Raw genomic sequence first — 26,678 nt, forward strand, 5'->3', positions numbered from 1 at the left:
AAGACAAAATGTGTGTGCGAAATAAGGCGTGAGTATCACTGACGCTTTTCCGACATCTCCTATCAACCGTAGGGGGTTTGATGTGATAGAGCGGCTGGTATCCTGGCTGGTGAATCTGCAAGCTTTTCATCCTTCCCATCCTAATGACAGTGGATTCCTGAGAAAAGCTCTCCTCACTCACAGTGGCGGGACCGCGCCGGATTTTCACCGGTCTTCCCAATTAAAATTCGACGTGTAATCGAATTACCGACTCTCAAACTATGAATTTATTGTGTTCGATTATATAACGTTCACTTCATTTCGTCAAAGTAAATTTTGAATAATTTTAATTAAAAAAATCCTGAGAAAATTCTATCTTTTCTCAGGACCTCTATTTAAGCTATAGAGATAAAAGATCTGCTTCTAATGTTTTTTCTAAAAGGACATCAGGCGCAGTTAAATATAAAAATCCATTCCCTACAAGGGCTTTCGACTGTTTTAATGGAAGGGTTCTTCTGACAAGCTGAGCATAAACCTCAGGCTCTGTCAGCTTGCGCTGGAACGCTTCTTCTTCGGCGTTTTTAATAATGGCTAGTGCACCGCTTACGTGAGGGGCAGCCATTGAAGTCCCTGTGAGCCTGCCATATTTATGGTTAGGGAGAGTGGATAAAATGTCTTCTCCTGGAGCGACGAGGTCGATTTCTTTATTGGCGTTAGAAAATTCAGAGGATTCTCTAGCAAGGGAAACAGAACCGACGGCAATGACTTCATTGTATGCTGCTGGGTAGGAGAACTCTTCCGTACGCTCGTCCCCGTCCCCTTCATTTCCTGCTGCGCACACAACAAGCACACCGCTTTTTACCGCATTTTGAATGGCTTCCTGCAGGGCAGGCTCATTGCTTGGACCACCGAGAGACATAGAGATAATATCCACCTTCTGCTCTGCGGCATAGTTGATACCATCAATGATCCACTCATATTTTCCGCTGCCATTTTCACCGCCAAGAACTTTCACGATGAGCAGCTTGGCTTCAGGGGCAACCCCTAAAATTCCGCCATTTTGATCGGTTGCGGCAATCGTTCCTGCTACATGGGTACCATGCCCATTATAGTCTTTTACATTTTCAGCATCTCCATCGTCATCATCGGTAAAGTTCTTCCCACCGATAATCTGATCTTTTAAGTCGGGATGCTCTGTGTCACAGCCTGTATCAAGGACAGCAATGGTTATGCCTTTTCCTTTGAAGCCACTTGACCAAAGTTCGGGTGCTTTAATCTCCTGAATACTTTCCGGCGTCTCTTTCGCTTCCATCACATTGGCTTTTACTTCATACGGAATTAAGCGAATTTCACCTTTCATAAGAAAGCCCTCCTTATTTTGTTTTCAAAGTAGATTCAGGCTGCATAATGTTATTGTATAAAAGAAACTTTTGATCGGAAAGGGTCAATTGTAATAATTTTTCAAATAATCAATCTATTATCAAAAGTGCAGTTCTCCTCACATATTGACGAAAGAGCTCACCTTTTGAAGAAAACTCTTGATATCATATGAAAAAGAAGGAAATGCTGCATAGTGAGGTTGCACCTGTACAGATGAAAATGGGTGAATAGAACTAAAAGAGGCAGACTAAAAAATAATGAGATGAAGTAACAAATTGAGAAGAAGGATCAAGTTAAATGTTTTTTCTCAAAAATAATTCCCTCCATAAAAAAATAGATGTGAAGATTGTGACTGTTCCAAATGAGAAAGGCAACATATAATAATGGAAAGACAAGCTTGCCTTTTAGATAGGAGAGATAGAGATGAACAAAGGGAAGATACTCGTAGTCGAAGATGAAAAGAAAATCGCTAGGGTGCTGTCACTTGAACTTGAATATGAAGGATATGAGGTGACAGTCAAAGAGACAGGAATGGACGGCCTTCAGGCTCTTGAAGAAGACAGCTTCGATTTGGTGCTGCTTGACGTCATGCTTCCAGAGTTAAGCGGTCTTGAAGTGCTGAGAAGGGTTCGAAAGACAAATACAGCGACACCTATTATTTTGATTACAGCAAGGGGGAGTGTCCCTGATAAGGTAAGCGGGCTCGATCTTGGGGCGAATGATTATATAACAAAACCTTTTGACATAGAAGAATTATTAGCACGAATTCGCGCGCAGCTAAGACTGAATATACATGCACAAGAAGAAAAGGAGACAGAGCTGAGCATAGCAGATTTAACGGTCAACGAGAAAACAAGAGAAATACAAAGGGCTGGGCAAATGCTTGAACTCACGCCGAGAGAATATGACCTGCTTGTCCACTTACTGAACCATCAGCAGCAAGTGCTCACAAGAGATCAGCTTTTAACAGCGGTTTGGGGTTTTGATTATTTTGGTGATACAAATGTGGTAGATGTCTATATCCGTTATTTAAGGAAAAAAATCGATTACCCATTCGAAAAACAGCTGATTCACACAGTGAGAGGTGTGGGTTATGTGATGAAAGGATAAAGAATGAGATTAAAAAATAAGATTCAGCTTTATACGTCGTTGTCTTTGTTTTTAATGGTGCTCTTGTTTCATACAGCCATTTATTTTATTTTTTCAATGACCTTGACGCAAAAAGATATGTCCCGCTTGTCTGAGGTGGCTGAAAATATTGCCATTGCTTTAAAAAAATCAGAGGAAGAGGGTCTTCCGTCCTCGGAGCTGCTGAAGGCGTACCTGCCTCAAAATGGTATGATCCGAGTCGTGACAGAAACGGGAGAGTCAAAACTGACTGTCACAAAGGAATCAACGTTTAGCTCACTGCCTTTTACATACGAATCTGGCCAGACAGCAGAAATCAAAGAATACAATAAGCATATGATTGCGTTCGCTGCTATTCCGGTCATTTGGACAAATGGTGAGATTATGTCGCTTCAAGTATATGAAGAAATCGAAAATACGGAAGAGAACTTAGCGTTATTAAAAATGATTTTAATCGCTACCGGCGTTTTGTTTATTGTGCTTTCCTATTTTGCAGGCCACGTTTTAACAAAGCAAATTGTCCGGCCGATTAGCAGAATGACGAATACCATGAAGGCAAGTATGAAAGAGAAGGCGTTTAAACGAATTGAATTAACAGGCGATTCAAAGGATGAACTATATCAAATGGGACAAACCTTTAATGAAATGTCCGAGATTCTCGAGAAGCATTATGAAAAAGAACAGCAATTTTTGCATGATGCCTCCCATGAATTGAAGACACCGATTACCGTCATTATGAGCTACAGCAATTTACTCAAACGCTGGGGGCAAACACGTCCAGAGGTTGTAGAAGAATCCTCCCAAGCGATTCATGATGAAGCGAAAAAAATGAAAAGACTGACAGATCAATTATTGACATTGGCGAAAAACGGCCAGCCGTTATACTTGGATATGAAGCCGGTTGATCTTGGTCATTTGTGCAAGCAGCTTTGTCATACACTTGAAGTGGCTACCAATCGAACGATTCAATCTCATGTGCAGACAGATCAGCCGCTGATCGCAGAAGGAGACGAAGAGAAAATCAAACAGCTTTTGACCATCTTAATTGATAATGCGGTCAAATATAGCAGAGAGCCAGTTGATGTGACCTGCGGATGGGCAGAAGACAAGCCATTTATTTCAGTGATTGATCAAGGAATTGGCATAAAAGAAGAGGATCTGCCGAAAATCTTTGACCGCTTTTTCCGCGTGGATGAAGCGAGAAACAGTGAGACGGGCGGAACCGGACTCGGTCTTTCAATTGCGAAGCAAATTGCAGAAGAACATGAGGCCGAGCTGAAGGTAGACAGCCGTATCGGCGAAGGGACAGCCATGACCATTCTTTTTCAGAAATAAATGGGTCTTTTCTCATCAATTTCTCATTTCCTCCTTATAAAATAGGAAATAGGAAGGAGGCGCTGCATGTCTAGAAAAACGAAAATGGTGCTTGCGCTCGCAGGATGTCTTGTGATTCTTGCGGCCTTTGCAATGCTCATGATCCAAACCATTGATCAAAAAATATTAAGTGAAGCAGAAATGAAAAAAATGATCGCAAAAGACTACAATGGAAACATTACACATATTGATTTAATCAATCATAAACAGGACTATACAATGACGCTGGAAAATGCAAACGGCATCTATCAAATCATTGCATCTTCTGCAAGCGGTCAAATGAAAGAAATTAGACAGTTAAAAAGCTATCAAAAGCCAAATGAAAAAAATGCTGAGCTCCAGGCAGAAGAGGCGGCTGTTAAAAAGGTGAGCGGAACTGTCATTCAAAAAAAAGAGACGTCAGATCGTTTCATTTTTACCATCCAATCAAAAAAAGAATTATATCAAGTCGAGGTCGACAAACAGTCATTTAAGGTGCTTGAAGCAGAAAAGAAAAAACCAACCTCTAAAGAAAAGAAGCTTACGAAAATCACTGTCGAGGAAGCCATCCAAATTGCCGTCAAAGAAGTTGGCGGAACAGTGGATGATGCTGATCTTGAAACATTCAGCGGTATGCTCGTATTTGAGGTGGAGCTGGATTTGCCTGACGGCAGAGAGGCGGAGGTGCTTGTGAACGCCTATACAGGGGATATTGAGGGCATTACGTACGAAAACTAATCTTTTTCTCATGATATTCTCATGTTTCTTTCCTTCCTTTATCATCTTGTTTTCTTAAGATAGAGAAGAAATCAAATAGAGGAGGAAATGAACATGATGAAAAAAGTACTAGTAGCTACAGCATTAACGGGAACTCTTGTTGCAGGTGGTTTCACACTTCAAGCGCAAAATACAAATCAAACAGCAAACGCCGAGCAAGTCGTGCAAAAGAAATCGTCATTTGTTTCAAAGAAACAAGCTGAAAAAGCAGCCTTAAAAGTGGTGAAAGGCTATGTGGATGATGTGGATCTTGAGCGTAAAAAAGGAAAATGGGTGTATGAGGTCGAGATCAAAAAAGGCGGCTTTGAATATAAAGTATATGTCGATGCAAAAACTGGAAAAGCGATGAATGATCCAGTCAAAGAAAAGAAACAGAACGTGAAGATCACGAAAAAACAGGCTGAAAAAATGGCTCTTGCAAAAGTAAAAGGCACAGTCACTGATTCTGATCTAGATAAAGAAAATGGTGTGTACATTTACGAAATTGAAATCACAACACCAAGCGGCGAGGAAGTTGATTTTGAGATTTCCGCTAAAACAGGCAAAATCCTGAAGCAAGAATGGGATGATTAAGCTATGACCAAACCTTACACTTTCATGTGTAAGGTTTTTTCATTGGGACAAACTACGGGAAAGGAGGCGAGAGAATATGAAGAAAAAAGAAGAAGAGCAAACAATGGATCACGCGGAATACGTTCCGCATCCTGATGGAGAAGGATATGCTTTGTTTTTGCATGATTCCTTTCATCTCCTCTCCCAAGAGGATATGAATCAGCCGGAAGAGGAATAAAAAGACATGAAAGGGCGATGGCCGAGCTGTCTATCGCTCTTTTTTGAAAAGTAAGCGAATACATAAGGATATTTGGCATCTTGCTTATTGACATCATTCCGCTTTTTCTGTAATCTCAGTGTGTTAACAATATGAGACTTCGTTAGGTGAGGCTCCTGTATGGAGATACGCTGCTGCCCAAAAATGTCCAAAGACGCCAATGGGTCAACAGAAATCATCGACATAAGGTGATTTTTAATGCAGCTGGATTTGATCCTATGCCGTACAGTGCTAAAGCTCTACGATTGAAGGAGCAAGTGTTTATTTTGTCATGCTTACAAAGCGCCTTCATTCGGTTGAAGGTGCTTTTTTATGAGAAAAGGAGGTGTGGGGATGGATCATCCCGATTCGAGACACATAGAGAGTATGTCAAAAGATCAGATTGACGCATCAGACAGAGGAGATCCTGACCCCCGCACATTCTAAGGGATTCGGGTATCTCCTGACTTTGGGGAGGTAACAGCGATGATACAGAACATTACGTACGATGAACTCATTTTAAGAATCATTATTTTATTAAGAGATGGCAAACGCAAAGAATTTAAAAACATTATGGAAGAACTTCAGCCATATGATATGGCCTATTTATTTAAAGAACTTCCAGAAAAACACCGCGGCCGTTTCCTCAGCTTTTTAACAATCGATGATGTGACGGAAATGATGGGTGAGCTTGAGCGCGAATACCAAGAAATTGTGCTTGAAAAAGTAGGAAAAGACAAAGCCACCTTCGTCACAAACAAAATGGATAACGATGACCTAGCCAACTTGTTTGATGAAATGGATGATGAGCTGAAAGATCAGCTTTTATCAAACATGGAGGCAGAGGAATCAAAGGCCGTCCAGCTTCTCATGAATTATCCTGCTGAGACAGCAGGCCGGATCATGACCAACCGGTACGTATGGATTCCTCAGCATTATACGGTTCAGGACGCAGTTGTAAAGCTGAAAAGCTTTGCTGAAATTGCAGAATCGATCAACTATTTATATGTCATTAATGATCAAAAGCAGCTTGTAGGGGTTCTGTCGTACCGGGATCTCATTTTAGGTGAACCAGATGAAAAAGTGCAGGATCTTATGTTTACAAGAGTCATTGCCGTTGGAGCTTTTCAGGATCAGGAGGAAATCGCAAAGCTGATTGAACGGTATGATTTTCTTGCCATTCCTGTTGTAGAAGAGAACAATGTCCTGGTCGGAATCGTCACAGTCGATGATATCATTGATGTCGTCATTCAAGAGGCAGGAGAAGACTATGAGAAGTTCGCTGCCTCTGGTAAAGATATTACGTTCGACACGCCCGCTTTTGTGGCAGCATACCGGCGTCTCCCGTGGCTCATTTTGCTCTTATTCATTGGGCTGATTTCAGGCAGTATTTTAAATTACTTTGAAGATACCCTTCAGCAAGTCGTCGCCTTAGCCTTCTTCATGCCGATGATTGCCGGAATGACAGGGAATACAGGCACACAGTCGCTTGCGGTCGTCATTAGAGGACTTTCAAAAGAAGAATTAACGAAAAAAACCATTATGCGCCTGATTTTTAGAGAGCTCCGAACAAGTATTTACATTGGGATTGTCTGTTCCATCATTATTACAGTCGTCGCAATGGTGTGGCAGGGTAATATGATTTTAGGATTTGTTGTTGGTTCGTCACTGCTTGCCACACTGATTATTGGAACGATGGCAGGTACGATCGTGCCTATTATTTTACACAGATTAAACGTGGACCCTGCGATTGCATCTGGGCCGCTGATTACAACATTGAACGATATTTTATCACTGCTCATCTATTTTGGTATTGCGACAGCGTTCCTTCATACACTTATGTAGCAAGAAGGCTGTAAAACATGACGTTTTGCAGTCTCAGCGCGCTGACAAACCCTTGCATTCGGTGTCAGTCATTGCGTGCCGGTGCTCACGAATGTTCAATTCGCTCCGCTCCGGTACTCGTTCTTCCTTGACTTCAAAGGTTTTCAGATCGCGCTGAAAGGTAGACAAAGGACCATCCCTTGTCCGCAATCTAAGCCTGTAAAACATGACGTTTTACAGGCTTTTTTTGTATAAAGATTGCATATAGCGCTTCCATCCTTTACATTTTAAGGAGAAGGTGGGAGAGAAACATGAAGAAATTCTTATTCATTTTGATGTGTATGTTTTTGCTGAGTGCATGTCAAAGGGAGGACGAGGGGAAAGACCGAAGGCTAGTGGCTGCAGAGCATATGCTTGAAGCCATCACCGAAGGAAATAAAAGAAAAATGGAAGATATCTACGTCGAAGGTGCGGTCCCGAGCCCGGATGACATTCTGAAACTGAAAAAAGAATGGGGCATAGACACGCTTTCTTATGAGGATTTTCAATTGGAAGAAGCCAGCATTCATGTGTTCCATGCGAATTATGAAGATGCAAAAACCGGGAAGAAAAAGGCACTTGCCCTGCGGGTGAAAGAAGATCCTGAAAGAGGTGGCGTGCTGATTGACTTTGTAGGGGTTGTAGAAGGTACTGAAGCTTCCTCTAAATAAAAAGAATCGTTCAAAAGAGCGATTCTTTTTTTGTTTAACGATTTTTATACCGAAAGTGTGCGTTAATCTGACCTTCCAGCATTTTTTTCTTAAATTGTCCGCTTTTTAGCGCTTGTTCTTTTTTCTTCATGTCTTTTAAAATTTCAGCTGTCTGCACACCGTCTTCCCGTTTATTGGCGATGTCCATCAAACGTTCAACATCTGCAAAAGAATATTTCCGTGTGCCTCTTGTTGAGCGCTGGGGGTAAATGAGTTTACGTTCCTCATAATATCGGATTTGCCTGACGGAAAGCCCTGTTAGCTCACTGACAATCCCGATTGAAATGACTTTTTTATCTTTATAAGATACATCTTCCTGCGTCATATACTCACCCCTGCAAGTCTTTTCTTCATATTATATAGAACGAGAAGTGAAAAAACCTATCGTTTGTTAGAAAATATAACACAAAAACGAAAAAAATGAAAAAACCATGGGAGGAAAGATTACAGAGAGTGTGCAATACATCTTACGGCGGCATATAATCATGGTGAATTGACATAGGAGGAGGAGCATATGATGGAGGAAGCACAGATCATTCGTATGGCAAAAGAAATCATCGCATTAGATGTGAAGAGGGATGAATTGCTCGAGCAATTCATGCAGGCTGCAGGTCAGAATGCACATGCGCTTCTAAGAGCCATGCAAAATGATTTGTATAAGAAGTCTTCATAAGCACCCGATCCAAATCACTTGATAGGAGGGATAATCGGTGCGGCGTATATTAAAAGAAGCTTTAGCAAAGGAAAGACATTATTATACGAAGCAGCTATGTTCATTAGGGGTTTACAGCCCTGATGCGGCCAAGAACATGACAATTAGTGACTTAAAAAAAGAGTATCATTTCTTTTTCAACAAAACAGAACGCTGTCTGTAAAAATCCCTTGAAATGTGCGTATGTCACATAAAGGGTTCTTTTTTTTGTTTAATATTATAGCAATATTGAATTTTGTAGAAATTTGGCGAATGAAGTGCAAGAAACCATAGATTCTTTACAGATTTTGTTAAAGTGTGTCGCATCTTGATGGTTTGCTGAAAAAGCTTTTTTTCGAGATGATTGTGAAAAATAAGAAGGATTTTAAAAGTTTATATCGAAACCTTATACATAACACGAATGGAGTCACTTATGTGGTTGAAAGGGTTTTCAAAAACGTACTTCTATTTTTTACGAAAGGCTCCAACTGCACCGCAAGACAGCCTTGAAGTTAAAAAAATATTATAAGAGGTAGATATGTGATGAGACTATCGTTTAATGAAGAAGAAGTAGAACGCTCAATGACGCTTTACAAGGTTTTTGCAAGAGCATTTAAAAGCGTTTCAGAACACAGTATTAGAGACAGCAAAGAGCATGGATTCAATCCAACTGAATTTGCCGTTCTTGAATTACTGTACACAAGAGGTGCTCAAAAGCTTCAGCAAATCGGCTCAAGACTCCTGCTTGTCAGCGGGAATGTGACGTACGTAATTGACAAATTAGAACGAAATGGTTTCATTGAAAGAGAACAGGACCCCAAGGATAAACGGTCTGTTTATGCCCATTTAACGGAAAAAGGGCGAAGCTATCTTGACAAGATTTATCCGATCCACTCTCTTCGGATTGCGCGTGCATTCTCTGGTCTGACGCGTGAAGAGCAAGAGCAATTGATTAGTCTATTGAAAAAAGCAGGTATTCACAGTCAGCATTTATTATTTAGATAAAACGAAAGGGTGCCATCATTGGCACCTTTTAAATTGTTGACAAAGGGCTAAAGTGATCTTTATTTTAGCCCTTTGTCTTCTTCTCAGCTCAGCGTGACAGAAAACTTTTGAAGTCTAGGAAGGACGAGTACCGGAGCGGAGCGAATTGAGCATTCGTGAGCACCGGCACGCAGGACTGACACCGAATGCGAGGGTTTGTCTGCACGCTGGAAGGTGCCATCATTGGCACCTTTTTTATGTGTCAAGCAGCGCCGGATAGGCGATGAATTTTTCAATATCGCTTGCTGGCAGCGGCTTGGCATAATAAAACCCCTGCAGGTCGTCACAGCCCTGGGCAGATAATAGCTGAGCCTGTGCAAACGTTTCAACACCTTCTGCTATCACTTCGAGAGATAATTGGTGTCCCATCGCTATAATAGCCCCTGTAATCTGTTCAGACTTTGAATCACTTAAAATGTCCTCAATAAAGGATTTATCAATTTTCAGTCGATGAATCGGTAAATCCTTTAAATAGCTTAATGAGCTGTGGCCTGTACCGAAATCATCAATACTAATGCGGACGCCAAGCTGTTTTAGCGACGTTAACACCTGTTTTGATTGCTTGATATTGTCCATTGTCATACTTTCTGTGACTTCAAGCTCCAAGAGTGACGGTTTCAGGTCGTATTTTTTCAGTGTGAGCTTGATCAAATCAATTAAGTCTTCAGAATTGAATTGTTTCGCAGATAAATTGACAGCCACAGGAATCTTTAGCCCATCGTCATACCACATTTTTGCCTGCTTGCCAGCCGTATCAATGACCCATCTGCCAATATCAATGATCAGGCCTGATTCCTCTGCCAGCTCAATAAAAGCCTCAGGTGATTTTAAGGAACCATCTGGTGCCTTCATTCTCAAAAGGGCTTCAACCCCAGTCATCTTTCTAGTTTTGGCACTGACTTGAGGCTGGTAGTGAAGGACAAATTGCTCTCTTTGAATGGCATCCCTCAGCTCCAGCTCCCGGTTTAACCTGTCCTCACTTAATCTTTCCATGGATTCGGTAAAGAACTCATAACGGCTCTGCTTATGTTTTTTGGATAAATACATGGCCATATCGGCTTTTCTCATCAGCTCCATCCCGTCTTTGCCATTTTGCGGAGAGATAGCGATCCCAATGCTGATTGACGTAATAAGCTGATGGTTCTGGATGAAAAAAGGACGTTCAAATTGATGGATGATATTTTTAGAAAATTGTTCGATTTTATGTGTATCATGATCCATGTGGGGAAAGATCATTAAAAATTCATCACCGCCAAGTCTTGCGATAAAGCCATTGTCCGGTAAACATTGCGTCAGTCTGTTTGCGGCAGCTTTCAGCAGTAAATCTCCTATGTTATGCCCGAGTGCATCATTAATAATTTTAAAACGATTTAAGTCCAGAAACAGAACCGCTGTTGACGTTTTTGACTTTTCTTGAGCGGAGAGAACATCATTTAAATGATTGATGCCGTGGCGGCGGTTAGGAAGCTCTGTTAGTGCATCATAATGTGCCATCACATGAATTTCTTTTTCTGCAATCCGCTGCTGCGTTAAATCTTTTAAAACAAGATAAATGCTGTCGAGTGAATTGTTCACATGAACAGGTATGTAAGTGACATGATAATAATAAAAACGATCTGCTGTTTTCAGTTCTGCTTCGCGTGTGATAGCTTTTTTTGACTGAGAAATAAATTCTTCCCACAACTCAGTCGGCATCACATATTGGCTGACATCATCACCAATCTTAGAATTGTACAACTCTAAGATTTGTTTACCAGAGTCATTTGCAGAAAGAACCTTTCGATCGACAGATAACACGATAATGCCGTCTATATTATGTTTGATAAGCGATTGAAACCGCTGTTCATTTTCTTTCAGCTGATCTGACTGCGTCATGATCCGGTGATCAATATAGGCCCCAAAAATCATCAGTGTTTGGACTATAAGTGTCATTAAGCCGATAAAAATCGACAGACTGAATGGCGACATTTCAAGAGATCCACCTATAGCAGCCTGTCCATTTGAATGATAAAACATGGTAGAGGCAGCCATACCAGTATAATGCATACCTGCTATAGCACCGCCCATCAACATTGAACCAAGACTCTTTAAAAGATAATTCTCCCGTTTACTTTTCGTGCGGTCAACACGAAAGAAGAGTTTCAATGAGAAGTAGGAGGTAATGGCAGCAATGAAAAACGAAAGAAAAAAGAGGACTGGATCATAGCTGATTGAGACATTGGCCATTGATTCCATTCCAAGATAATGCATGCTGCAAATAGCTGAACCCATGGTGATCGAACTAATGAGCAGCCGTCTTCTAGAGAGCTGTTTTTGAATGCATATTGAAAAAGCGATCAAGGATCCGATAAATGAGGCCAAAATCGATAGAATCAGTAAGGATGTATCATATGTGATGCCAACACGCATTTGAAATGCCATCATGCCAATAAAATGCATCGACCATATCCCCATTCCCATGATCATTGCACCAATGAGCAGCCATACCTTTTTCTTTGCACCGCTTGACTGTGCTACCCTGCTGGCTATATGAAGAGCTGAGTAGGAGGCGACAGCGGCGACAGCGATTGACAGAAAGACAAGCCATCCATTGTAGCTTCCTGTTAAATGGGTCATGTAAGAAAACCTCCTGTACTTTAAAACAGACATATACTTAATATATCGGATCGAATGGCTTCTGTGTTCACCTTTCCTTCACTTAAATACAACAATCAACGTTTTTTTCACCCTTCTTTTATAGTAAAATCAAATTTAATGTAAAAAAACGACGAAAAGCGAATCGTTTCTTCGGTTTTATTCGTTTAATATATGGTGTGATTCTAAAAGAGATAGAATCAGTCAAATGATTATGTGTGAAAGGGATTGATAAACATCGAAGATTTTATTATTTCTTTAGCTGATGCCTTTAAGAACTTGTCATACTTTGGCATCTTCCTCGCATTATGCATTGAATTTGTACCTGCTGAAGTGGTTTTGCCTCTTGCGGGTTACTGGGTCTCAGAAGGGGACATGGCCTTTATCGGTGTTGTGGCGGCCGGCTCTATTGGCGGTGTGGCTGGTCCTTTGACCTTGTACTGGTTAGGACGTTACGGCGGCAGACCCTTTTTAAATAAATATGGAAAGTACTTTTTTATAAAACCTGAGTCGCTTGATAAATCGGATGCTTTCTTTGAAAAGCATGGCGGATTCGTCGCATTCAGCGGCCGGTTCATACCAGGAGTCAGAACACTTATCTCCATCCCGTGCGGTATTGCCAAGATGAATGTGTGGGTCTTTTGCCTGTATACGTTTTTGGCAATTACACCAATTACGTTTGTGTATGTGTATCTTGGGTTTATGCTTGGGGAGAATTGGAAAGAGGTTGGCGCCATGATAGATCCTTATCTTTTACCAATTGGGATCGGTGTTGTGTTATTGTTTGTTGTCTACCTATTGATAAAACGAAGAAAAAGAAAAACAGAAACGCCAACTGCCTAATCAATGGATCGAACAGAAAGTCACCTGTTGACAATCCAGTGTCTATTGATTATGATATAATTAATCTAAATATTCTAAATCCCGCCAAAGGGGAGTAGCGTCCGGTTTTTACCGGAAACAAAGTCGTCATTACATGGACTGATGTTCATCGGCTTTGTTGGCATGATTCTACATATCACATGTCTAGCAAGACCTTTGCCATTACAGGCAAAGGTCTTTTTTGCATTCATAAGCCTTTGTCTGTTGTGGGACAATAGATAAAAACAAGGAGGAATGATGATGGATGCAGCTATTATTTTAGAGTACGGGTGGGTTCTGCTCGTACTGATTGGATTAGAAGGGATTTTAGCAGCTGATAACGCGCTGGTCATGGCCGTGATGGTCAAACACCTTCCTGAAAAACAAAGAAAAAAGGCATTGTTTTACGGACTTGCAGGTGCGTTTGTCATGCGGTTTGGTTCTCTGTTTCTTATTTCGTTTTTAGTGGATGTGTGGCAAGTTCAAGCCATTGGTGCAATTTATCTTCTTTATATTTCCATTCACCATATTTTAAAATCGCACGTATTTAAGAAAAAGGAAACTGAAACAAATGTGAAACAAAGCGGCTTCTGGGCAACGGTCGTGAAAGTAGAGCTGGCCGACATTGCTTTTGCCGTAGATTCCATTTTAGCGGCCGTCGCTTTAGCTGTGACACTGCCAAAAACAAGTCTTCCGCAAATCGGTGGACTCGATGGCGGTCAATTTATTGTCATTCTTTTAGGCGGTATCATTGGTCTTGTGATTATGCGATTTGCAGCAACGGTCTTTGTGAAACTGCTCAAAACAAGACCGAGCCTAGAAACAGCAGCATTTGTCATTGTCGGATGGGTGGGTGTGAAGCTCACGCTTTATACACTGTCACATCCAGCTATTGGGGTCGTATCGTCTCATTTTATCCATTCAGCATTATGGAAAGTCATTTTCTGGACAGTGCTTCTCGCAATTGCAGCATTTGGCTGGTTTTTATCAAGTCCATCAAGAAAAGGCGGGCAGGAAAACGAGGAGAAGCAAGAGGCACGCCTGGGAGAGTAGGTTTTTTGAAAGAAATATCATTTCATTTTCATAACACGTATATTACAAATAAGGGGGAGATACCCCCTTATTTCTTTGCTTTTAGACGAAACATTGTAAAGTAGATGGTGACAAACATGTCATAATTGAGTAACAGGAAATGAATTCCTCATTTCTTCCTTTGCGCTTCCCTCATAAATTAGCTATCATAAATGAGTAATATAGGGAGAACTGAGGTGAAACCATTGCTTAGCCTTTTGTTTAAAAAAGGAAAGAAAAAGCAAACATTAGAGCAGTCGGCTATCAGTATTCAACAAGGTGATATCGAACTGCAAAATGCATTAATAGAGCAATACAAACCATTTGTCGCTAAGACGGTTTCATCCGTTTGTAAACGATATATAGATGAAAAAGATGATGAATTCAGCATAGGCTTAATAGCCTTTAATGAAGCGATAGAAAAATACTCTGCCGAAAAAGGAAACTCACTGCTTGCTTTCGCAGAATTAATTATTAAAAGAAAAGTGATTGACTATATTCGAAAAGAAGCAAGAAATGCGCCAACGGTTCAAATGGACCTGCAAGAAAGTGAGAACGGCGAATACTCTCAAAGCATGATTGAAGCCGAGCTCTCTGCAAATGAATATAGGCGTTTAATTGAACAAGAACATAGAAGAGAAGAGATTGAACATTTTAAAGAACGATTGAAAGTATACGGTCTCACGTTTCAAGAGCTGCTTGAGCATTCACCAAAGCATGCAGATGCCAGGCAAAATGCCATTAAAGTAGCCCATACACTCGTTGAACACGATGAGCTGAGAACCATTTTATTTCAAAAAAAACAATTGCCCGTCAAACAGCTGGAAAAGTTAGTGGAAGTCAGCCGCAAAACGATTGAGAGAAATAGAAAATATATCATTGCGATGGCGATCATTATGACAGGTGATTATGTGTATTTGAAAGATTACCTTAAAGGGGTGCTTAATTCATGAGAAGAGGCATTATAGTAGAGAAAAACAAAAAATATGTCACGCTGCTGACCCCTGATGGACAATTTCTGCGGACAAAATATGAAGAGCAAAACTATGAAATCGGCCAAGAAGTGACATTTCCGAATGAATCACGTCTCGAAAGAAAAAGAGCCGGTTTTTTTGACCTGCTTCGTTTACGTCCGTTAAATGCAGGAATACTATCAATTGCAGCGATTATTGTCGTAATTTTTACTATGATGCCATCTTTCTCAAGTCAAAAAGCATATGCATATATGACAATTGACATTAACCCAAGCTTTGAGCTGAAGCTTGATCACAATTATCAAGTGATCGGTGTCACACCGCTGAATAAAGATGCAAAGCAAGTACTGGCGAGTATGAAGGATTTAGAAAAAAACGACATGACCAAAGTCGTCCAGGAAATTATAGATGTCTGTGACAAAAAAGGATATGTGAACCATTCTAAAAGTATTTATATTTCAACCGTTTATGAAAACAAGCAGGACAATACATATAAAACAAACGTAAAAAGCAAAATTAACACCATTTCTGGTGAATATCAAAAACGCAATTATAAGCTGGAAACTGTGGAAAGTGACATGGAAACAAGAGAAAAGGCTCAAAAGGCAGGCATTTCAACAGGAACATATATTAGAAATCAAGAAATGCAAGATCAAGAACATGAAGACATCAAAAAGGATGAAGACGGAGCAGATAACGATGCTGTGAAGGAAGAAGATCCTAAGAAACATGATGAAGAACAAGCAGATAAAGACAAACAAGAAGACGTAAAGACAGACGATAGCGAAGAGATGCAGCCAGATCAAGAGGCTCCTGAAGCTGAGGACAAAGAGCAGAAGGAGGCAGAGAGGGAAGAGCAAGGATCTGTTCAAAAGCCTCAAAAACCTGATGATGCAAGCAAAGACAACAAGATAAAGGAAGAAAAGGATCATTCTTTCGATAAAGAGCAAAAAAAAAATCATTCAACTGATCCTGATGAAAGAAGACACTGGAACGGCACATCACGTGGTGATGTGGAAAAACATGCAAAAAAAAACGGCAGGGATCAGAACAATCCATCCGCTGAACAAAAAAGAGAACATGTGAAGCAAAAAGGGAAAGGTGCACCGTTTCCTTATCGCGAGAACCGGCATGAGCACACATATGAACAATAAAAAACGCCAGATTAGCTCCGGCGTATTTCACCATGTCTTTATTTAGATTGATTGCCCATTTGTGATTGAGCCTGTTGAACGAGTCTTTTTGTGATTTCACCGCCAACAGAACCGTTTGCACGTGAGACTGTATCTGAACCGAGAGTGACGCCAAATTCTTGAGCGATCTCGTATTTAAATTGATCTAAAGCTTGTTCTACTCCGGGAACAAGAAGTTGATTTCGATTTGCCATGTCATATTCCTCCTTTCACCTCATGTTTGTTGCGCCTTCTTATTTTGAAAAAAAGCCGCACATTTATGCTGGCAATTGCTGTACAAAAAAACCGAGATGATGAAGGTCACCTCGGTTCTTATTTATCCCTTATTCAGCTGAAGCGTATTATACATCATTTCTTGAGCTGTACTTTGCAAATGAGAAGTAAATACAGAGAAGACGGTAGAACTGATAATGCCTTTAATCAAATTCCATTGGCTCTTCGTCAATTCTGTAAACTCGATATGGAGCTTGTCTGTCTGCTCCTCAGTTATTTCTCGTAAATTTGTTTCCTTTAATGGAAATTGTGTATGATGATAAATAAAATCAAGGACGTGCGCATATGCTTCATAAAAACGGATTGGACTAATAATATCATCTGTTCGATCTGTGATGGTGTTAAATAAGGCAGATAAGATCATACGAATGGTATCGAAGTCAAAAACTGATTTTAAATCCCTGACAATTAATAAAATAACGACCTGATCAATAGAGTACTTCTTGCCAAGCTCTGGATGGCCAATCATATCTTTAATATCACGTTTGATCCAATTTTGAATCGCCGTCGATTTAAGAGAAGTCAGCTCACACAAGTTGCCAAGCTCAACAATTTCATTTGTAGAAAGACCATGCTCTGATTTTTGCTTCCGCCGTTCAAGCTTCTCAAAAAAAGACGGGATCTTTAATTCATCATAGTCATGATCCTTGCCATTTTTTACAGATAGTTTCAAAAGCTGAAGCGGAGTCAGATCTCCCTCTCCTTTTAGAGAATACAGAAGTCTTGTCATGTCAATTCTCGTTAATTTAAAAGTAACCATGTTCCACCTCATTTGTACGTCAAAACGTGATTATTGATCTAATTCAACATCATAGTCTCTTTTTGATGAAAATGCAAAATAAACTCAAATTCAAACCTGTGCGTCACAATTTGTACACTTTTCTGCTGGGGCAAATGTCGTAAATATTGATGTGATGGGGCTTTAGCCGTTATGATAAACAGAGAAAGTGATTCCTTTTTCCTTGCAATTTGAGACGTTTATTTTTATAATTTTATTAATAAGTTCATTTGAACTTAATATGACAGCGGAGGTTATGTATGGGTAAGAGAATATTTCTGTTTATATTAACGAACATTCTTGTTATCACTACGATTGGTATTGTACTGTCGGTTATTAGTGCAGCAACTGGTGTTGGTTCTTATATAGGAGCAGACGGAAGACTTAATATCCTTTATCTTCTTGTATTCAGTGCAGTTGTTGGTTTTGTTGGCTCGTTTATGTCACTTGCAATGTCTCGCTGGATGGCAAAAATGATGATGGGTGTACGCGTGTTAAATCCAGAAAAGGATTCATTAACATATGATGAGCAGCAGCTTGTTGACCGCGTGCACAGACTTTCAAGAGCAGCAGGCCTTTCTAAAATGCCTGAGGTTGGTATTTATCAATCATCTGAAGTCAATGCATTTGCAACAGGTCCTTCTAAGAGAAGATCACTTGTTGCGGTATCAACTGGATTGCTTCATGAAATGGATGATGCAGCAGTTGAAGGTGTAATCGCCCACGAAGTCGCTCACGTTGCGAATGGTGATATGGTGACGATGACGCTGCTTCAAGGAATCGTCAACACGTTCGTTGTGTTCCTTTCAAGAATTGCGGCATGGATCGCAAGCCGTTTTGTTTCACGTGAAGAGCTTGTGCCGATTGTTCACTTTATCGCTGTGATTGTTTTCCAAATCATTTTCTCTATCCTAGGAAGCCTTGTCGTGTTTGCATATTCTAGACACCGTGAATTCCATGCAGACCGCGGCGGAGCCGACCTTGCAGGTAAAGACAAAATGATTCATGCGCTTCGTTCACTTGAGGCGTACACGTCAAGAATCAAAGATGATGATCAAACAGCAGTCGCTACGCTGAAAATCAGCGGTAAACGAAAAGCTTCTCTTTTCTCAACACACCCTGATTTGAACGAAAGAATCAGAAGACTAGAAGCAAAATAAGAAAGACGAAAAGACATTCTTTAACAGGATGTCTTTTTCTTTTTGATGAAAAAGAAAATAAAGCATAAAATAGCTTTAAAATCATGTCTCTTTTCATTAAAATGATAAAGGTATTCGAAAAGATAGATAAAAGAAGGAATGACAATGAATCCTATAAAAAAGCTAATTGACCGGCTGTCAGCTTTTCAGTTGATTGCCCTTTATTATTTTCTTGCTGTGACCGTGTCGTTTATTCTTCTCAGCCTGCCAGTGGCTCATCAAGAGGGAGTCAAATGGACATTCATTGATGCCTTGTTTACAGCGGTGAGTGCGGTAAGTGTTACAGGACTGACTGTTGTCGACACCTCACAAACATTTAGTGTGGCAGGGATGTGGATCCTTGCGTTTGTTCTGCAAATTGGAGGCATCGGCATTATGACGCTCGGTACCTTCGTATGGCTTGTCATGCGAAAAAGAATTGGAATTAAAGAAAGAAAGCTGATCATGGCAGATCAAAACCAAAGCAATTTATCTGGAATTGTGAAACTAATGAAGCAGGTCTTATATTTAATTTTGCTGATTGAGTTTGTCGGCGGGCTGATTTTAAGTATGTATTTTCTCAAGTATTACGATGTGCAAAGCGCTTTCTTGCATGGCTTCTTCTCAAGTATTAGTGCGACAACCAATGGGGGCTTCGATATTACAGGGAGTTCTCTTATCCCTTACAAAGATGATTATTTCGTCCAGTTTATTACGATGCTGCTGATCATCTTTGGAGCGATTGGCTTTCCTGTGCTTGTGGAAGTAAAAGATTATTTGTTCAATCAGGACCGTAAGCACGCATCGTTCTCATTGTTTACAAAAATCACCACGCTCACGTTCGGCGGCCTTGTCGTTGTTGGAGCGATTGGAATCTATGCACTTGAAGCCGGGTTTAGCTTTGTAGGGAAAAGCTGGCACGAAATCTTGTTCTATTCTTTGTTTCAATCGACTGCAACAAGAAGCGGGGGGCTGACAACGTTAGATATTACGCAGCTGACGGAACCGACGCTTTTATTTTTATGTATGCTCATGTTTATCGGGGCTTCCCCAAGCTCTGTGGGGGGCGGCATTCGGACAACTACGTTTGCTCTTAATTTACTTGCCTTGTTTCATTTTGCTAGGGGAAATAAATCCATCAAAATCTTCAAGAGAGAGCTTCATCAAGCGGATATTAATAAATCTCTTATGGTAACCATGATGGCCTTTATTTTGGTCTTTGGTGCTACGTTCCTGTTATCCTTAACAGAGCATAATACACTTCTTGAAAATTTATTTGAAGTCTGCTCTGCTTTCGGAACAACGGGGCTGTCGCTTGGGATCACCTCAGATCTCACTGTGTTTGGTAAATGTATCATCATGGTTGTCATGTTTATTGGCCGGATCGGTATTCCAAGCTTTTTATATTTAATAGGCCGAAGAGAAAGCGAAGCAAATTATCATTATCCGAAAGAGCGCGTCATTATTGGCTAAACAGCATTCAATTTGAATGCTGTCAGCGTGTAAACAAACCCTCGCATTCGCCCGCAGTTCTGCGCTCCGGTACTCACGAATGTCAAATTCGCTCCGTTCCGGTGCTCGTCCTTCCTAGACTTCAAAGGTTTTCTATCACGCTGAAATGAAAACAAAGGGCCAAAATGATTTTCATTTTGGCCCTTTGTCAACATCTTACAGCATTCAATTCGAATGCTGTTTTTTTATTTCCATTATCTAACTGGCTAAATCACATGGGATGTTCGCAATCTATAGGTAAGAGGTGAACGAGACGTGCTGGATGTGTTATGGAAAGCAATTGTCATGCTGCTAGTTGGTACCTTGCTGCTGAGAATAGCAGGGCCTAAATCGATTAGTCAATTAACTGTACAACAAACAGTCATCATGATTTCAATCGGATCGATTATTATCCAACCCTTTATTGAGCATAATTTACTTGAAACCATTTATGCAGCTACCATCTTTATTGTGGCACTTGTCATTATGGAGAAGCTGTCGATTCAATCGGATTTTTTTGAAAAATTGCTTTCAGGCAAATCGGTCGTGATTTTACAGGATGGCCAAATGCTTGATCATAAGCTGAAGAAAACAAGGCTCACAAGGGACGAATTTAAAATGCGTTTAAAGCAGCAAGGCATCACTGACATCAGCTGTCTCAAAAAAGCCACGCTAGAAGCCAATGGGCAAATTGGCTATGAGTTAAAACCTGAGGAAAAGCCAGTGACGGTCAAGCAAATGAAAGAACTCCTTGACCAATTAAGAGAAGAACTAAACCTGTCAAAAAAGGACTGAATGCAGATGAAAAGAAAAGCAGCGAAAAATGAAGCATTAACAAATAATATGACGCCGACAGAAAGTATGGCACATGATCAAGGACAAACTCAATTTGACGAACAATCAAGAGATCGTCAGGCAAACCGAAATTCTCATAAAGGGAAACAAGGGGGAGCATCTCGTGACTAAGAAGCATATGAAGAGCAAAGAGATGAAGGACCATAAAAAGCCAATGGACCCAGATATTTTAGAAGAGGAATTTGGCAGTGAGCTTGGAGATATTAACAGCAGCAAATGGATTGATACGTTGGTAAAGCCAAAGAAAGATGATGCATGTCAGCAGAATAAGAAATAGAAAAAACGATCCATGAAGGATCGTTTTTTATTTGATATAACTGCCTTGCCTGCCGGTGATCGTTCGCATGAGATTGGTCATTTTGAGCTCGATCACTGGCTGTGCAACGGTTTTGACAAAAGTGCTAGACAGGGTAAAGGTTAATAGAATGGTCAGCAGCAATAAAATGAGTACACTTGCTGCATTTAGCGCCCAGTCATCAAACCAAGTGGTTCTTAGCAGCTTGATCACAAAGCCGTGTAATAAATAAACATATAACGTTCTTGTTCCCCATTTTGTAAAGAAGAAACGGCGTGTTGGAACTAATGCAAAGAAGCTGAAAGTAGCGCCAAATGCAAGCAAATACCATGCCATTCGTTTCATCGCCGCAATCATTCCTTCATCCCCAAGAGAAGCATACGACTTTGAGCCAAATAAGAAGGAATAATCAAATTCATAGAAGTAGCAAAACAGGAACACAGCCATTAATACAAAAAGTGCTGCCAGCTTTCCTTTGCTTGTACGGATGAATTCAAAATGCTGCTTTTTTAAATAGAATCCAGCTAAAAACATAGGCAAAAAGACAAACGTACGTGATAAGCTGAGTGTATCGCTGATGCTGTCCACATAACCGACGAGTAAAGCAATCGATAAACTGACGATCATCGCCCAGTGAAACGGCAGTTTTGAAAAAGGAATGAGCAGCAAATTCCAAAAGAATAAACTAATTAAAAACCATAAGGACCATTGTGGGTCAATTGGATTTAAATTGGCCATGCTTTGATCCTGCAAGAGATAATAGTAAACCGAATAGATCACCTGAAAGATTAAATATGGGATGATCAGCTTAACGGCGACTTTTTTCATAAAGCCCGGTTTTCTAAACCCTTTTGCAAAAAAGCCAGAAACTAAAATAAAGGCGGGCATGTGAAAGGTATAAATAAACTTGTATAAATAGAGCATCCAGTCATTATCATGAATGAATGATCGTAACAAATGACCAAAAACAACTAGAAAAATCAGAAGGAATTTCGCATTATCAAAATAACTATCTCGTGAAGATGCCATAACATCACCTTTCCTGCTCGATTTCAAACATAAATGTTCTAAGTGCACTGTTCCCTTATTTGCCTCATTCTAAAATACATTTTCGCTCAATTCGCTATTTGATGTGAAATTGTAGAATGGTTGTAAAAGAAGCGTAAGAAAAGTGAACCGTTATACAATCCTGTCATCCAAATGAAATAAATGAGACAGTCTTCGTGTAAAAAGTTATCTTTTTTTATGAGTCGAATGAAGGAACAATGAAAATATTGTAGAAATATTGTAGAGGAATGAGGCTGGAAAAGGAGTGTAAGAGAATGACTGAAACGCTCGATGGCAATAGGTTAACCCCTGCGGGAGATATCAGAAAATTAGAAAAAGAGAACGAATATTTGCGAACTGAGTTAATGCAGCAAAAAATGCTATTAAATAAGACGCTAGATGCTATTTTTATATTTGATCAGCACCTCAACATCATCCAAGCCAACGAAGCAACATGCAGGCTTGTCCAGACACCGAAAGAAGACCTCCTCAATAAATCCGTTCTAGATTTCCTATACGGCATCCCGAAAGATAAAATTGAATGCTCACTCGATCTATTTTTTCGAAAAGGTACGTTAAAAAGAGAGATCTCCATTCAGCTGGAAAATGGTGAGACAAAATACATTGAATTTGTCGCAGAGCACGATACCATGAGTCAGCAATATATTGTGGTCATGCGAGATATTTCTTCAAAGAAAATATTAGAACGAGAACGCTCCATGAATGAGCAGCTGTTCAAAGATTTGTTTGACCGAGCCATTGACGGGATGGTCATTTTTGATCAGGATGGCTGCATGATTGATGCGAATCATTCTTTTTGTCAGAGCTTTGAGCTGCAAAAGACTGATTTAACCGATCGCTATTTACATGAATTTGTCGAAGAAGAAAATCTTCCCGCCTTGCAGCATCTTTTAACGTCACTTAAAGAAACAGGGAAAGCAAAAGGGGAGCTTCCTGTTACCCTTCAATCTGGCCAGCAAAAATTATTTGAACTCACCATTACATCAAATGTGATGAGTGGTTTTTATATGTCCATCATGCGGGATATTACAGAAAAAAGACTGATGGAAGAGAAGCTGTTAAAAAGTGAAGAACGCTTTAGAGAAATTTTTGAAAATGCAATGGATGCCATCATCATATGGGCGGACGATGGAGAGATTGTGAAAGCCAATGAATCAGCCTGCCGAATTTTTGAATTACCGATGCACTCGCTGATTGGCAAAAAACTCACCGACTTTCTCGTCAAATCTGATAAGAGATATAGACCAACAAGAAGACGCTATATCAGGAATGATGAAATAAGGGAAGAGCTGTTGTTCAAAATGGCTAATGGACAGTATAAAGAGCTTGAGTTTACTTCAAAGCATGCGGTATTAGAAGGACAGCACTTAACCATTTTACGTAATGTAAGTGATCGAAAAAGAATGGAGCAGGAGCTGCGCGAAAGTGAGCTCAAATTCCGTAAAGTATTTAATGGCTCAATGGACGGCATTGTTCTTTTTGATAATCAATACCGAATCATTGAAGTCAATCCATCTGCCAGCGAGCTGCTTCAATTGAAGGACGATCAAATAACAGAAATGAATCTTTTCCACATCCTTGCCCCTTATCAAATAGAAAATTTGGCTCAGCCCGCCGAGGCGATGTCATTAGATGAAATGGATAATGAGGTTCCGTTTGTACTGAACCATCCAGATCAGCGTATCCTGGAATTCTCTTTTAAACGCAACATTATCCATAATATGAATTTGGCGATCTTTAGAGATGTGACAGAGCGGAAGGAATTAGAAGAGCGGGTGAGAAAATCAGATACCCTTCATGTGGTCGGAGAGCTTGCCGCTGGAATTGCTCATGAAATTAGAAACCCGATGACAGCATTAAAAGGCTTCATTCAGCTGTTAAAAGGAAATATAGAAGGGGAATATTCGCTCTATTTTAATGTCATCACATCAGAGCTGAAAAGGATTGAATCCATCATCACCGAATTTTTGATTTTAGCGAAACCGCAAGCCATTGTATATGAAGAAAAAAATGTGGTGCAAATTGTGAAAGACACGATGGATCTTCTGCACGCACAGGCGAATCTTGGCAATGTTCAAATGCATCTCAATGTGCTGGATGAGATTCCGCTCATTTATTGTGAACAAAACCAATTAAAGCAGGTCTTTATTAACATTTTAAAAAATGCAATTGAAGTCATGCCGCGCAAAGGAAATGTCTATGTGAGCATTCAGCGGAAGGGCGAGGAGCATATTGTCATTTCACTGCGTGATGAAGGCTGCGGAATGGCAGAGGATAAGCTAAAGCGTCTAGGCGAGCCTTTTTATACAACGAAAGAAAGAGGAACTGGACTTGGCTTAATGGTTAGTTATAAAATTATTGAAGAGCATCAAGGAACCATTGAGGTAGAAAGTGAGGAAGGCGTAGGAACCGTCTTCCATCTCACGCTGCCACTTAGGCAGCAGAAACAAGAAGGAGAGCAGTAACGTGTATTATACCGTCTATCACGCACCCATCGGGGAATTATACATACTAGAAAAGGACGGTGCCATCATCGAGGTGATGTTTGATGATGAACCGTTTTTAGCAAAAAAGCAGGCAGCGAATCTAAAGCAAGCAGATACGCCTGTCTTACAAGAAGCGAAAAAGCAGCTAGATGAATATTTCAAGGGTGAGCGGCAAGTATTCGATCTCCCGCTCAAGCAAACAGGTTCTCCGTTCCAAGAGCAGGTGTGGGAAGCATTGTCGGCCATACCATATGGTGAATCAAAAAGCTATGCAGACATTGCAGAAGCGATTGGCAATCCAAAGGCTGTAAGAGCCATCGGACAAGCTAACAGACGAAATGCATTACCTATTTTTATCCCGTGTCACAGGGTGATTGGAAAAGACCGGTCTCTGACGGGCTATGCAGGATCGAAGACAGACATGAAAGCGGTCCTGCTTGAATTAGAAGGCATCCCATTTGTTCAAAAATAAATCGATTGACCTGTTCCAAATGTTTGTCAAGCGACATATCCTTTTATTAAGCTAAAAAAGTTGGTTTAGGGAAAAAGGAGGGCGCTGGCATGTTTTGGGGCAAAAAAGGCAAAATGTATGCCGTTACGTCACTATGTGTCAAAATGAACGTTTTGACAGAAGAACAAAAAAAAGAAATCTTAACAAAAACGAATCAAGAAACAAAAAAGCGCGGTGCTCTTAAATGACAAGAACACGGCGCTTTTTTGCGATCATTGAGAGATGCTTTCGGCGAAAAGAGCATCAATCTCTTCTGCATAGTTCGATGTGATAATTCCCTTTTCTGTAATGATGCCTGAAATAAGATGATGAGGAGTGACATCAAAGGCGGGATTGAATACCTGAACATCAGGCGGTGCAATGGGGACGCCGTTTAATTCCTTTACTTCCAGCGGGTCGCGCTCTTCAATTGGAATATCTGACCCGTCGCGGGTGGATACATCAAAGGTTGAAAGCGGTGCTGCTACAAAAAACGGAATGTTAAAATGCTTGGCTAGAACGGCAAGACCTAACGTTCCAATCTTATTCGCTGTATCTCCATTACGGGCGATACGGTCAGCTCCAACAATGACAGCAGAAATTTGCTTTTCCCTCATCGTATGGGCTGCCATGTTATCTGTAATGAGCGTCACATCCACGCCGCCTTGCATGAGCTCCCATGTTGTCAGACGAGCGCCTTGAAGAACAGGGCGTGTTTCACATGCATAAATGTGAAGATCAAGATTTTTCTTTTTGGCTAAATAAAAGGGAGCAAGGGCTGTTCCATACCGGCTCGTTGCGATGGAGCCTGCATTACAAATGGTCATGATACGGTCACCTGATTTAAAGAGCTGAAGTGCATTTTGACCGATTTGTCTGCATGTTTCTTCATCTTCTATTTGAATTTGAATGGCTTCATGCACAAGGTCTGTTTTGGCTGCATTCACTGATGCTGCACGCTGAATGCGCTGCAGCAGCCGGTCTAATGCCCAGGCGAGGTTCACAGCGGTTGGACGAGCACTGTTTAAATATTCTTTGATTCGAATGACTTCTTGTTTAAAAACATCCAATTCTTCTGTTTCAATTGCTTGTGCACTAAGCGCCAGCCCAAAAGCTGCTGTAATGCCAATCGCAGGCGCTCCGCGTACTTTTAATGACACAATCGCATCATACACATCTTCTTTCGTATATAAATGCTCAAATACGGTTTCGGTTGGTAATTTTTGCTGATTTAAAATGTTAATACGGTTTTCTTCCCATTCGACAGAACGGGGGACTTCAAATTCTTTTGACAAAAC

General features: G+C 40.5%; 28 protein-coding genes, 1 pseudogene and 3 riboswitches. Of the genes and pseudogenes, 22 read left to right on the forward strand and 7 right to left on the reverse strand.

Annotated elements, in window-relative coordinates; translation table 11 throughout:
- Window positions 1-74 precede the first annotated feature (74 nt).
- A riboswitch (cobalamin riboswitch) is annotated at window positions 75-266 on the reverse strand.
- Window positions 267-379: 113 nt separating this feature from the next.
- Window positions 380-1,339: a S8 family peptidase gene (locus NSS65_RS06680; RefSeq protein WP_024424648.1), complete on the reverse strand. Its 960-nt coding sequence runs from the start codon at window positions 1,337-1,339 to the stop codon at window positions 380-382.
- A 443-nt stretch (window positions 1,340-1,782) separates the two neighbouring features.
- On the opposite strand from NSS65_RS06680, the gene NSS65_RS06685 reads away from it, so the two are divergent.
- The 7 genes from NSS65_RS06685 to NSS65_RS06715 all read left to right on the forward strand — a co-directional run bounded on the left by NSS65_RS06685 (window position 1,783) and on the right by NSS65_RS06715 (window position 7,959).
- A complete protein-coding gene (locus NSS65_RS06685) occupies window positions 1,783-2,469 on the forward strand; it encodes a response regulator transcription factor (RefSeq protein ID WP_034281512.1) in 687 nt (228 codons plus the stop codon).
- Window positions 2,470-2,472: 3 nt separating this feature from the next.
- Window positions 2,473-3,822 (forward strand): ATP-binding protein, encoded by a 1,350-nt coding sequence (locus tag NSS65_RS06690; protein ID WP_034281513.1) that lies wholly within the window; start codon window positions 2,473-2,475, stop codon window positions 3,820-3,822.
- A gap of 66 nt (window positions 3,823-3,888) precedes the next feature.
- Window positions 3,889-4,578 carry a PepSY domain-containing protein gene (locus NSS65_RS06695; protein WP_034281514.1) on the forward strand — a complete coding sequence of 230 codons (690 nt, stop codon included), beginning with the start codon at window positions 3,889-3,891 and terminating at the stop codon, window positions 4,576-4,578.
- Between the two features lie 93 nt (window positions 4,579-4,671).
- The gene (locus tag NSS65_RS06700) at window positions 4,672-5,190 is read left to right on the forward strand and encodes a PepSY domain-containing protein (RefSeq protein ID WP_034281515.1); all 519 of its coding nucleotides are present in this window, start codon (window positions 4,672-4,674) and stop codon (window positions 5,188-5,190) included.
- Window positions 5,191-5,266: 76 nt separating this feature from the next.
- On the forward strand, window positions 5,267-5,407 hold the full coding sequence (locus tag NSS65_RS06705) for a hypothetical protein (protein ID WP_003212346.1): 141 nt from the start codon (window positions 5,267-5,269) through the stop codon (window positions 5,405-5,407).
- Window positions 5,408-5,538: 131 nt separating this feature from the next.
- Window positions 5,539-5,703: riboswitch (M-box (ykoK) riboswitch) on the forward strand.
- Window positions 5,704-5,911: 208 nt separating this feature from the next.
- Window positions 5,912-7,270, forward strand: coding sequence for a magnesium transporter (gene mgtE / locus NSS65_RS06710; protein ID WP_024424654.1), 1,359 nt, complete (start codon window positions 5,912-5,914; stop codon window positions 7,268-7,270).
- Window positions 7,271-7,560: 290 nt separating this feature from the next.
- Complete coding sequence (locus tag NSS65_RS06715) at window positions 7,561-7,959, forward strand: hypothetical protein (protein ID WP_024424655.1); 399 nt, start codon at window positions 7,561-7,563, stop codon at window positions 7,957-7,959.
- Between the two features lie 34 nt (window positions 7,960-7,993).
- Here NSS65_RS06715 and NSS65_RS06720 read toward each other — a convergent pair whose 3' ends face one another.
- Window positions 7,994-8,323: a MerR family transcriptional regulator gene (locus tag NSS65_RS06720; protein WP_024424656.1), complete on the reverse strand. Its 330-nt coding sequence runs from the start codon at window positions 8,321-8,323 to the stop codon at window positions 7,994-7,996.
- 192 nt (window positions 8,324-8,515) lie between these two features.
- Here NSS65_RS06720 and NSS65_RS06725 point away from each other — a divergent pair, with 192 nt between their 5' ends.
- The 3 genes from NSS65_RS06725 to NSS65_RS06735 all read left to right on the forward strand — a co-directional run bounded on the left by NSS65_RS06725 (window position 8,516) and on the right by NSS65_RS06735 (window position 9,694).
- Window positions 8,516-8,671, forward strand: coding sequence for a hypothetical protein (locus tag NSS65_RS06725; protein WP_087977671.1), 156 nt, complete (start codon window positions 8,516-8,518; stop codon window positions 8,669-8,671).
- A 37-nt stretch (window positions 8,672-8,708) separates the two neighbouring features.
- Entirely contained in the window at window positions 8,709-8,873 is a 165-nt protein-coding gene (locus NSS65_RS06730; protein ID WP_024426818.1) for a hypothetical protein, read from the forward strand.
- A 356-nt stretch (window positions 8,874-9,229) separates the two neighbouring features.
- On the forward strand, window positions 9,230-9,694 hold the full coding sequence (locus NSS65_RS06735; protein WP_087975546.1) for a MarR family transcriptional regulator: 465 nt from the start codon (window positions 9,230-9,232) through the stop codon (window positions 9,692-9,694).
- Between the two features lie 234 nt (window positions 9,695-9,928).
- On the opposite strand, the gene NSS65_RS06740 is transcribed toward NSS65_RS06735, so the two are convergent.
- Window positions 9,929-12,349 (reverse strand): EAL domain-containing protein, encoded by a 2,421-nt coding sequence (locus NSS65_RS06740; protein WP_034623374.1) that lies wholly within the window; start codon window positions 12,347-12,349, stop codon window positions 9,929-9,931.
- Window positions 12,350-12,595: 246 nt separating this feature from the next.
- Between NSS65_RS06740 and NSS65_RS06745 the strand changes: the two genes are divergently transcribed.
- The 4 genes and pseudogenes from NSS65_RS06745 to NSS65_RS06760 all read left to right on the forward strand — a co-directional run bounded on the left by NSS65_RS06745 (window position 12,596) and on the right by NSS65_RS06760 (window position 16,427).
- Entirely contained in the window at window positions 12,596-13,210 is a 615-nt protein-coding gene (locus NSS65_RS06745) for a DedA family protein (RefSeq protein WP_025092317.1), read from the forward strand.
- Between the two features lie 77 nt (window positions 13,211-13,287).
- Window positions 13,288-13,394, forward strand: a riboswitch (yybP-ykoY riboswitch).
- A pseudogene (locus tag NSS65_RS06750) lies at window positions 13,390-14,281 on the forward strand (TerC family protein). It overlaps the preceding riboswitch by 5 nt.
- 215 nt (window positions 14,282-14,496) lie before the next feature.
- Window positions 14,497-15,252 carry an RNA polymerase sigma factor SigI gene (gene sigI / locus NSS65_RS06755; RefSeq protein ID WP_003210952.1) on the forward strand — a complete coding sequence of 252 codons (756 nt, stop codon included), beginning with the start codon at window positions 14,497-14,499 and terminating at the stop codon, window positions 15,250-15,252.
- On the forward strand, window positions 15,249-16,427 hold the full coding sequence (locus NSS65_RS06760) for an anti-sigma factor domain-containing protein (protein ID WP_326135080.1): 1,179 nt from the start codon (window positions 15,249-15,251) through the stop codon (window positions 16,425-16,427). Before sigI ends, NSS65_RS06760 begins: the two co-directional genes overlap by 4 nt.
- Before the next feature lie 38 nt (window positions 16,428-16,465).
- On the opposite strand, the gene NSS65_RS06765 is transcribed toward NSS65_RS06760, so the two are convergent.
- Together NSS65_RS06765 and NSS65_RS06770 are read right to left on the reverse strand one after the other, a co-directional pair.
- Window positions 16,466-16,660, reverse strand: coding sequence for an alpha/beta-type small acid-soluble spore protein (locus NSS65_RS06765; protein ID WP_024424662.1), 195 nt, complete (start codon window positions 16,658-16,660; stop codon window positions 16,466-16,468).
- A 122-nt stretch (window positions 16,661-16,782) separates the two neighbouring features.
- Window positions 16,783-17,499: a DUF1836 domain-containing protein gene (locus NSS65_RS06770; RefSeq protein WP_268436387.1), complete on the reverse strand. Its 717-nt coding sequence runs from the start codon at window positions 17,497-17,499 to the stop codon at window positions 16,783-16,785.
- 278 nt (window positions 17,500-17,777) lie between these two features.
- Here NSS65_RS06770 and htpX point away from each other — a divergent pair, with 278 nt between their 5' ends.
- The 5 genes from htpX (at window position 17,778) to NSS65_RS06795 (ending at window position 21,318) form a co-directional block, all read left to right on the forward strand.
- Complete coding sequence (gene htpX, locus NSS65_RS06775) at window positions 17,778-18,677, forward strand: protease HtpX (protein ID WP_024424664.1); 900 nt, start codon at window positions 17,778-17,780, stop codon at window positions 18,675-18,677.
- 144 nt (window positions 18,678-18,821) lie between these two features.
- A complete protein-coding gene (locus NSS65_RS06780; RefSeq protein WP_080652937.1) occupies window positions 18,822-20,168 on the forward strand; it encodes a TrkH family potassium uptake protein in 1,347 nt (448 codons plus the stop codon).
- 294 nt (window positions 20,169-20,462) lie between these two features.
- Window positions 20,463-20,981 (forward strand): YetF domain-containing protein, encoded by a 519-nt coding sequence (locus tag NSS65_RS06785; protein ID WP_046310749.1) that lies wholly within the window; start codon window positions 20,463-20,465, stop codon window positions 20,979-20,981.
- A 6-nt stretch (window positions 20,982-20,987) separates the two neighbouring features.
- Complete coding sequence (locus NSS65_RS06790) at window positions 20,988-21,152, forward strand: hypothetical protein (protein ID WP_087975542.1); 165 nt, start codon at window positions 20,988-20,990, stop codon at window positions 21,150-21,152.
- Window positions 21,145-21,318, forward strand: coding sequence for a hypothetical protein (locus tag NSS65_RS06795; RefSeq protein ID WP_170825835.1), 174 nt, complete (start codon window positions 21,145-21,147; stop codon window positions 21,316-21,318). The genes NSS65_RS06790 and NSS65_RS06795 overlap by 8 nt, the downstream gene beginning before the upstream one ends.
- A 27-nt stretch (window positions 21,319-21,345) precedes the next feature.
- Here NSS65_RS06795 and NSS65_RS06800 read toward each other — a convergent pair whose 3' ends face one another.
- Complete coding sequence (locus NSS65_RS06800) at window positions 21,346-22,365, reverse strand: acyltransferase family protein (RefSeq protein WP_041116436.1); 1,020 nt, start codon at window positions 22,363-22,365, stop codon at window positions 21,346-21,348.
- Between the two features lie 293 nt (window positions 22,366-22,658).
- Between NSS65_RS06800 and NSS65_RS06805 the strand changes: the two genes are divergently transcribed.
- The 3 genes from NSS65_RS06805 (at window position 22,659) to NSS65_RS06815 (ending at window position 25,589) form a co-directional block, all read left to right on the forward strand.
- Window positions 22,659-24,869, forward strand: coding sequence for a PAS domain-containing sensor histidine kinase (locus tag NSS65_RS06805; protein ID WP_176967486.1), 2,211 nt, complete (start codon window positions 22,659-22,661; stop codon window positions 24,867-24,869).
- A gap of 1 nt (window position 24,870) precedes the next feature.
- Window positions 24,871-25,362 (forward strand): methylated-DNA--[protein]-cysteine S-methyltransferase, encoded by a 492-nt coding sequence (locus NSS65_RS06810; protein ID WP_065214290.1) that lies wholly within the window; start codon window positions 24,871-24,873, stop codon window positions 25,360-25,362.
- Between the two features lie 89 nt (window positions 25,363-25,451).
- Entirely contained in the window at window positions 25,452-25,589 is a 138-nt protein-coding gene (locus tag NSS65_RS06815) for a hypothetical protein (protein ID WP_162860203.1), read from the forward strand.
- 24 nt (window positions 25,590-25,613) lie between these two features.
- Here the strand turns inward: NSS65_RS06815 and mtnA are convergent, their stop codons facing one another.
- On the reverse strand, window positions 25,614-26,675 hold the full coding sequence (mtnA, locus tag NSS65_RS06820; RefSeq protein ID WP_176967485.1) for an S-methyl-5-thioribose-1-phosphate isomerase: 1,062 nt from the start codon (window positions 26,673-26,675) through the stop codon (window positions 25,614-25,616).
- Between the last annotated feature and the right edge of the window lie 3 nt (window positions 26,676-26,678).

This window comes from Bacillus sp. FSL K6-1006 (genome assembly GCF_038593175.1).
GTDB classification, from domain to species: domain Bacteria; phylum Bacillota; class Bacilli; order Bacillales; family Bacillaceae; genus Bacillus; species Bacillus safensis.

Excerpts from the sequence above, each read along its gene's own strand:
- NSS65_RS06680 (WP_024424648.1), bottom strand. The coding sequence starts at position 1,339 with ATGAAAGGTGAAATTCGCTTAATTCCGTATGAAGTAAAAGCCAATGTG.
- NSS65_RS06685 (WP_034281512.1), top strand. The coding sequence starts at position 1,783 with ATGAACAAAGGGAAGATACTCGTAGTCGAAGATGAAAAGAAAATCGCT.
- NSS65_RS06690 (WP_034281513.1), top strand. The coding sequence starts at position 2,473 with ATGAGATTAAAAAATAAGATTCAGCTTTATACGTCGTTGTCTTTGTTT.
- NSS65_RS06695 (WP_034281514.1), top strand. The coding sequence starts at position 3,889 with ATGTCTAGAAAAACGAAAATGGTGCTTGCGCTCGCAGGATGTCTTGTG.
- NSS65_RS06700 (WP_034281515.1), top strand. The coding sequence starts at position 4,672 with ATGATGAAAAAAGTACTAGTAGCTACAGCATTAACGGGAACTCTTGTT.
- NSS65_RS06705 (WP_003212346.1), top strand. The coding sequence starts at position 5,267 with ATGAAGAAAAAAGAAGAAGAGCAAACAATGGATCACGCGGAATACGTT.
- mgtE (WP_024424654.1), top strand. The coding sequence starts at position 5,912 with ATGATACAGAACATTACGTACGATGAACTCATTTTAAGAATCATTATT.
- NSS65_RS06715 (WP_024424655.1), top strand. The coding sequence starts at position 7,561 with ATGAAGAAATTCTTATTCATTTTGATGTGTATGTTTTTGCTGAGTGCA.
- NSS65_RS06720 (WP_024424656.1), bottom strand. The coding sequence starts at position 8,323 with ATGACGCAGGAAGATGTATCTTATAAAGATAAAAAAGTCATTTCAATC.
- NSS65_RS06725 (WP_087977671.1), top strand. The coding sequence starts at position 8,516 with ATGGAGGAAGCACAGATCATTCGTATGGCAAAAGAAATCATCGCATTA.
- NSS65_RS06740 (WP_034623374.1), bottom strand. The coding sequence starts at position 12,349 with ATGACCCATTTAACAGGAAGCTACAATGGATGGCTTGTCTTTCTGTCA.
- NSS65_RS06760 (WP_326135080.1), top strand. The coding sequence starts at position 15,249 with ATGAGAAGAGGCATTATAGTAGAGAAAAACAAAAAATATGTCACGCTG.
- NSS65_RS06765 (WP_024424662.1), bottom strand. The coding sequence starts at position 16,660 with ATGGCAAATCGAAATCAACTTCTTGTTCCCGGAGTAGAACAAGCTTTA.
- NSS65_RS06770 (WP_268436387.1), bottom strand. The coding sequence starts at position 17,499 with ATGGTTACTTTTAAATTAACGAGAATTGACATGACAAGACTTCTGTAT.
- htpX (WP_024424664.1), top strand. The coding sequence starts at position 17,778 with ATGGGTAAGAGAATATTTCTGTTTATATTAACGAACATTCTTGTTATC.
- NSS65_RS06780 (WP_080652937.1), top strand. The coding sequence starts at position 18,822 with ATGAATCCTATAAAAAAGCTAATTGACCGGCTGTCAGCTTTTCAGTTG.
- NSS65_RS06790 (WP_087975542.1), top strand. The coding sequence starts at position 20,988 with ATGAAAAGAAAAGCAGCGAAAAATGAAGCATTAACAAATAATATGACG.
- NSS65_RS06800 (WP_041116436.1), bottom strand. The coding sequence starts at position 22,365 with ATGGCATCTTCACGAGATAGTTATTTTGATAATGCGAAATTCCTTCTG.
- NSS65_RS06805 (WP_176967486.1), top strand. The coding sequence starts at position 22,659 with ATGACTGAAACGCTCGATGGCAATAGGTTAACCCCTGCGGGAGATATC.
- NSS65_RS06815 (WP_162860203.1), top strand. The coding sequence starts at position 25,452 with ATGTTTTGGGGCAAAAAAGGCAAAATGTATGCCGTTACGTCACTATGT.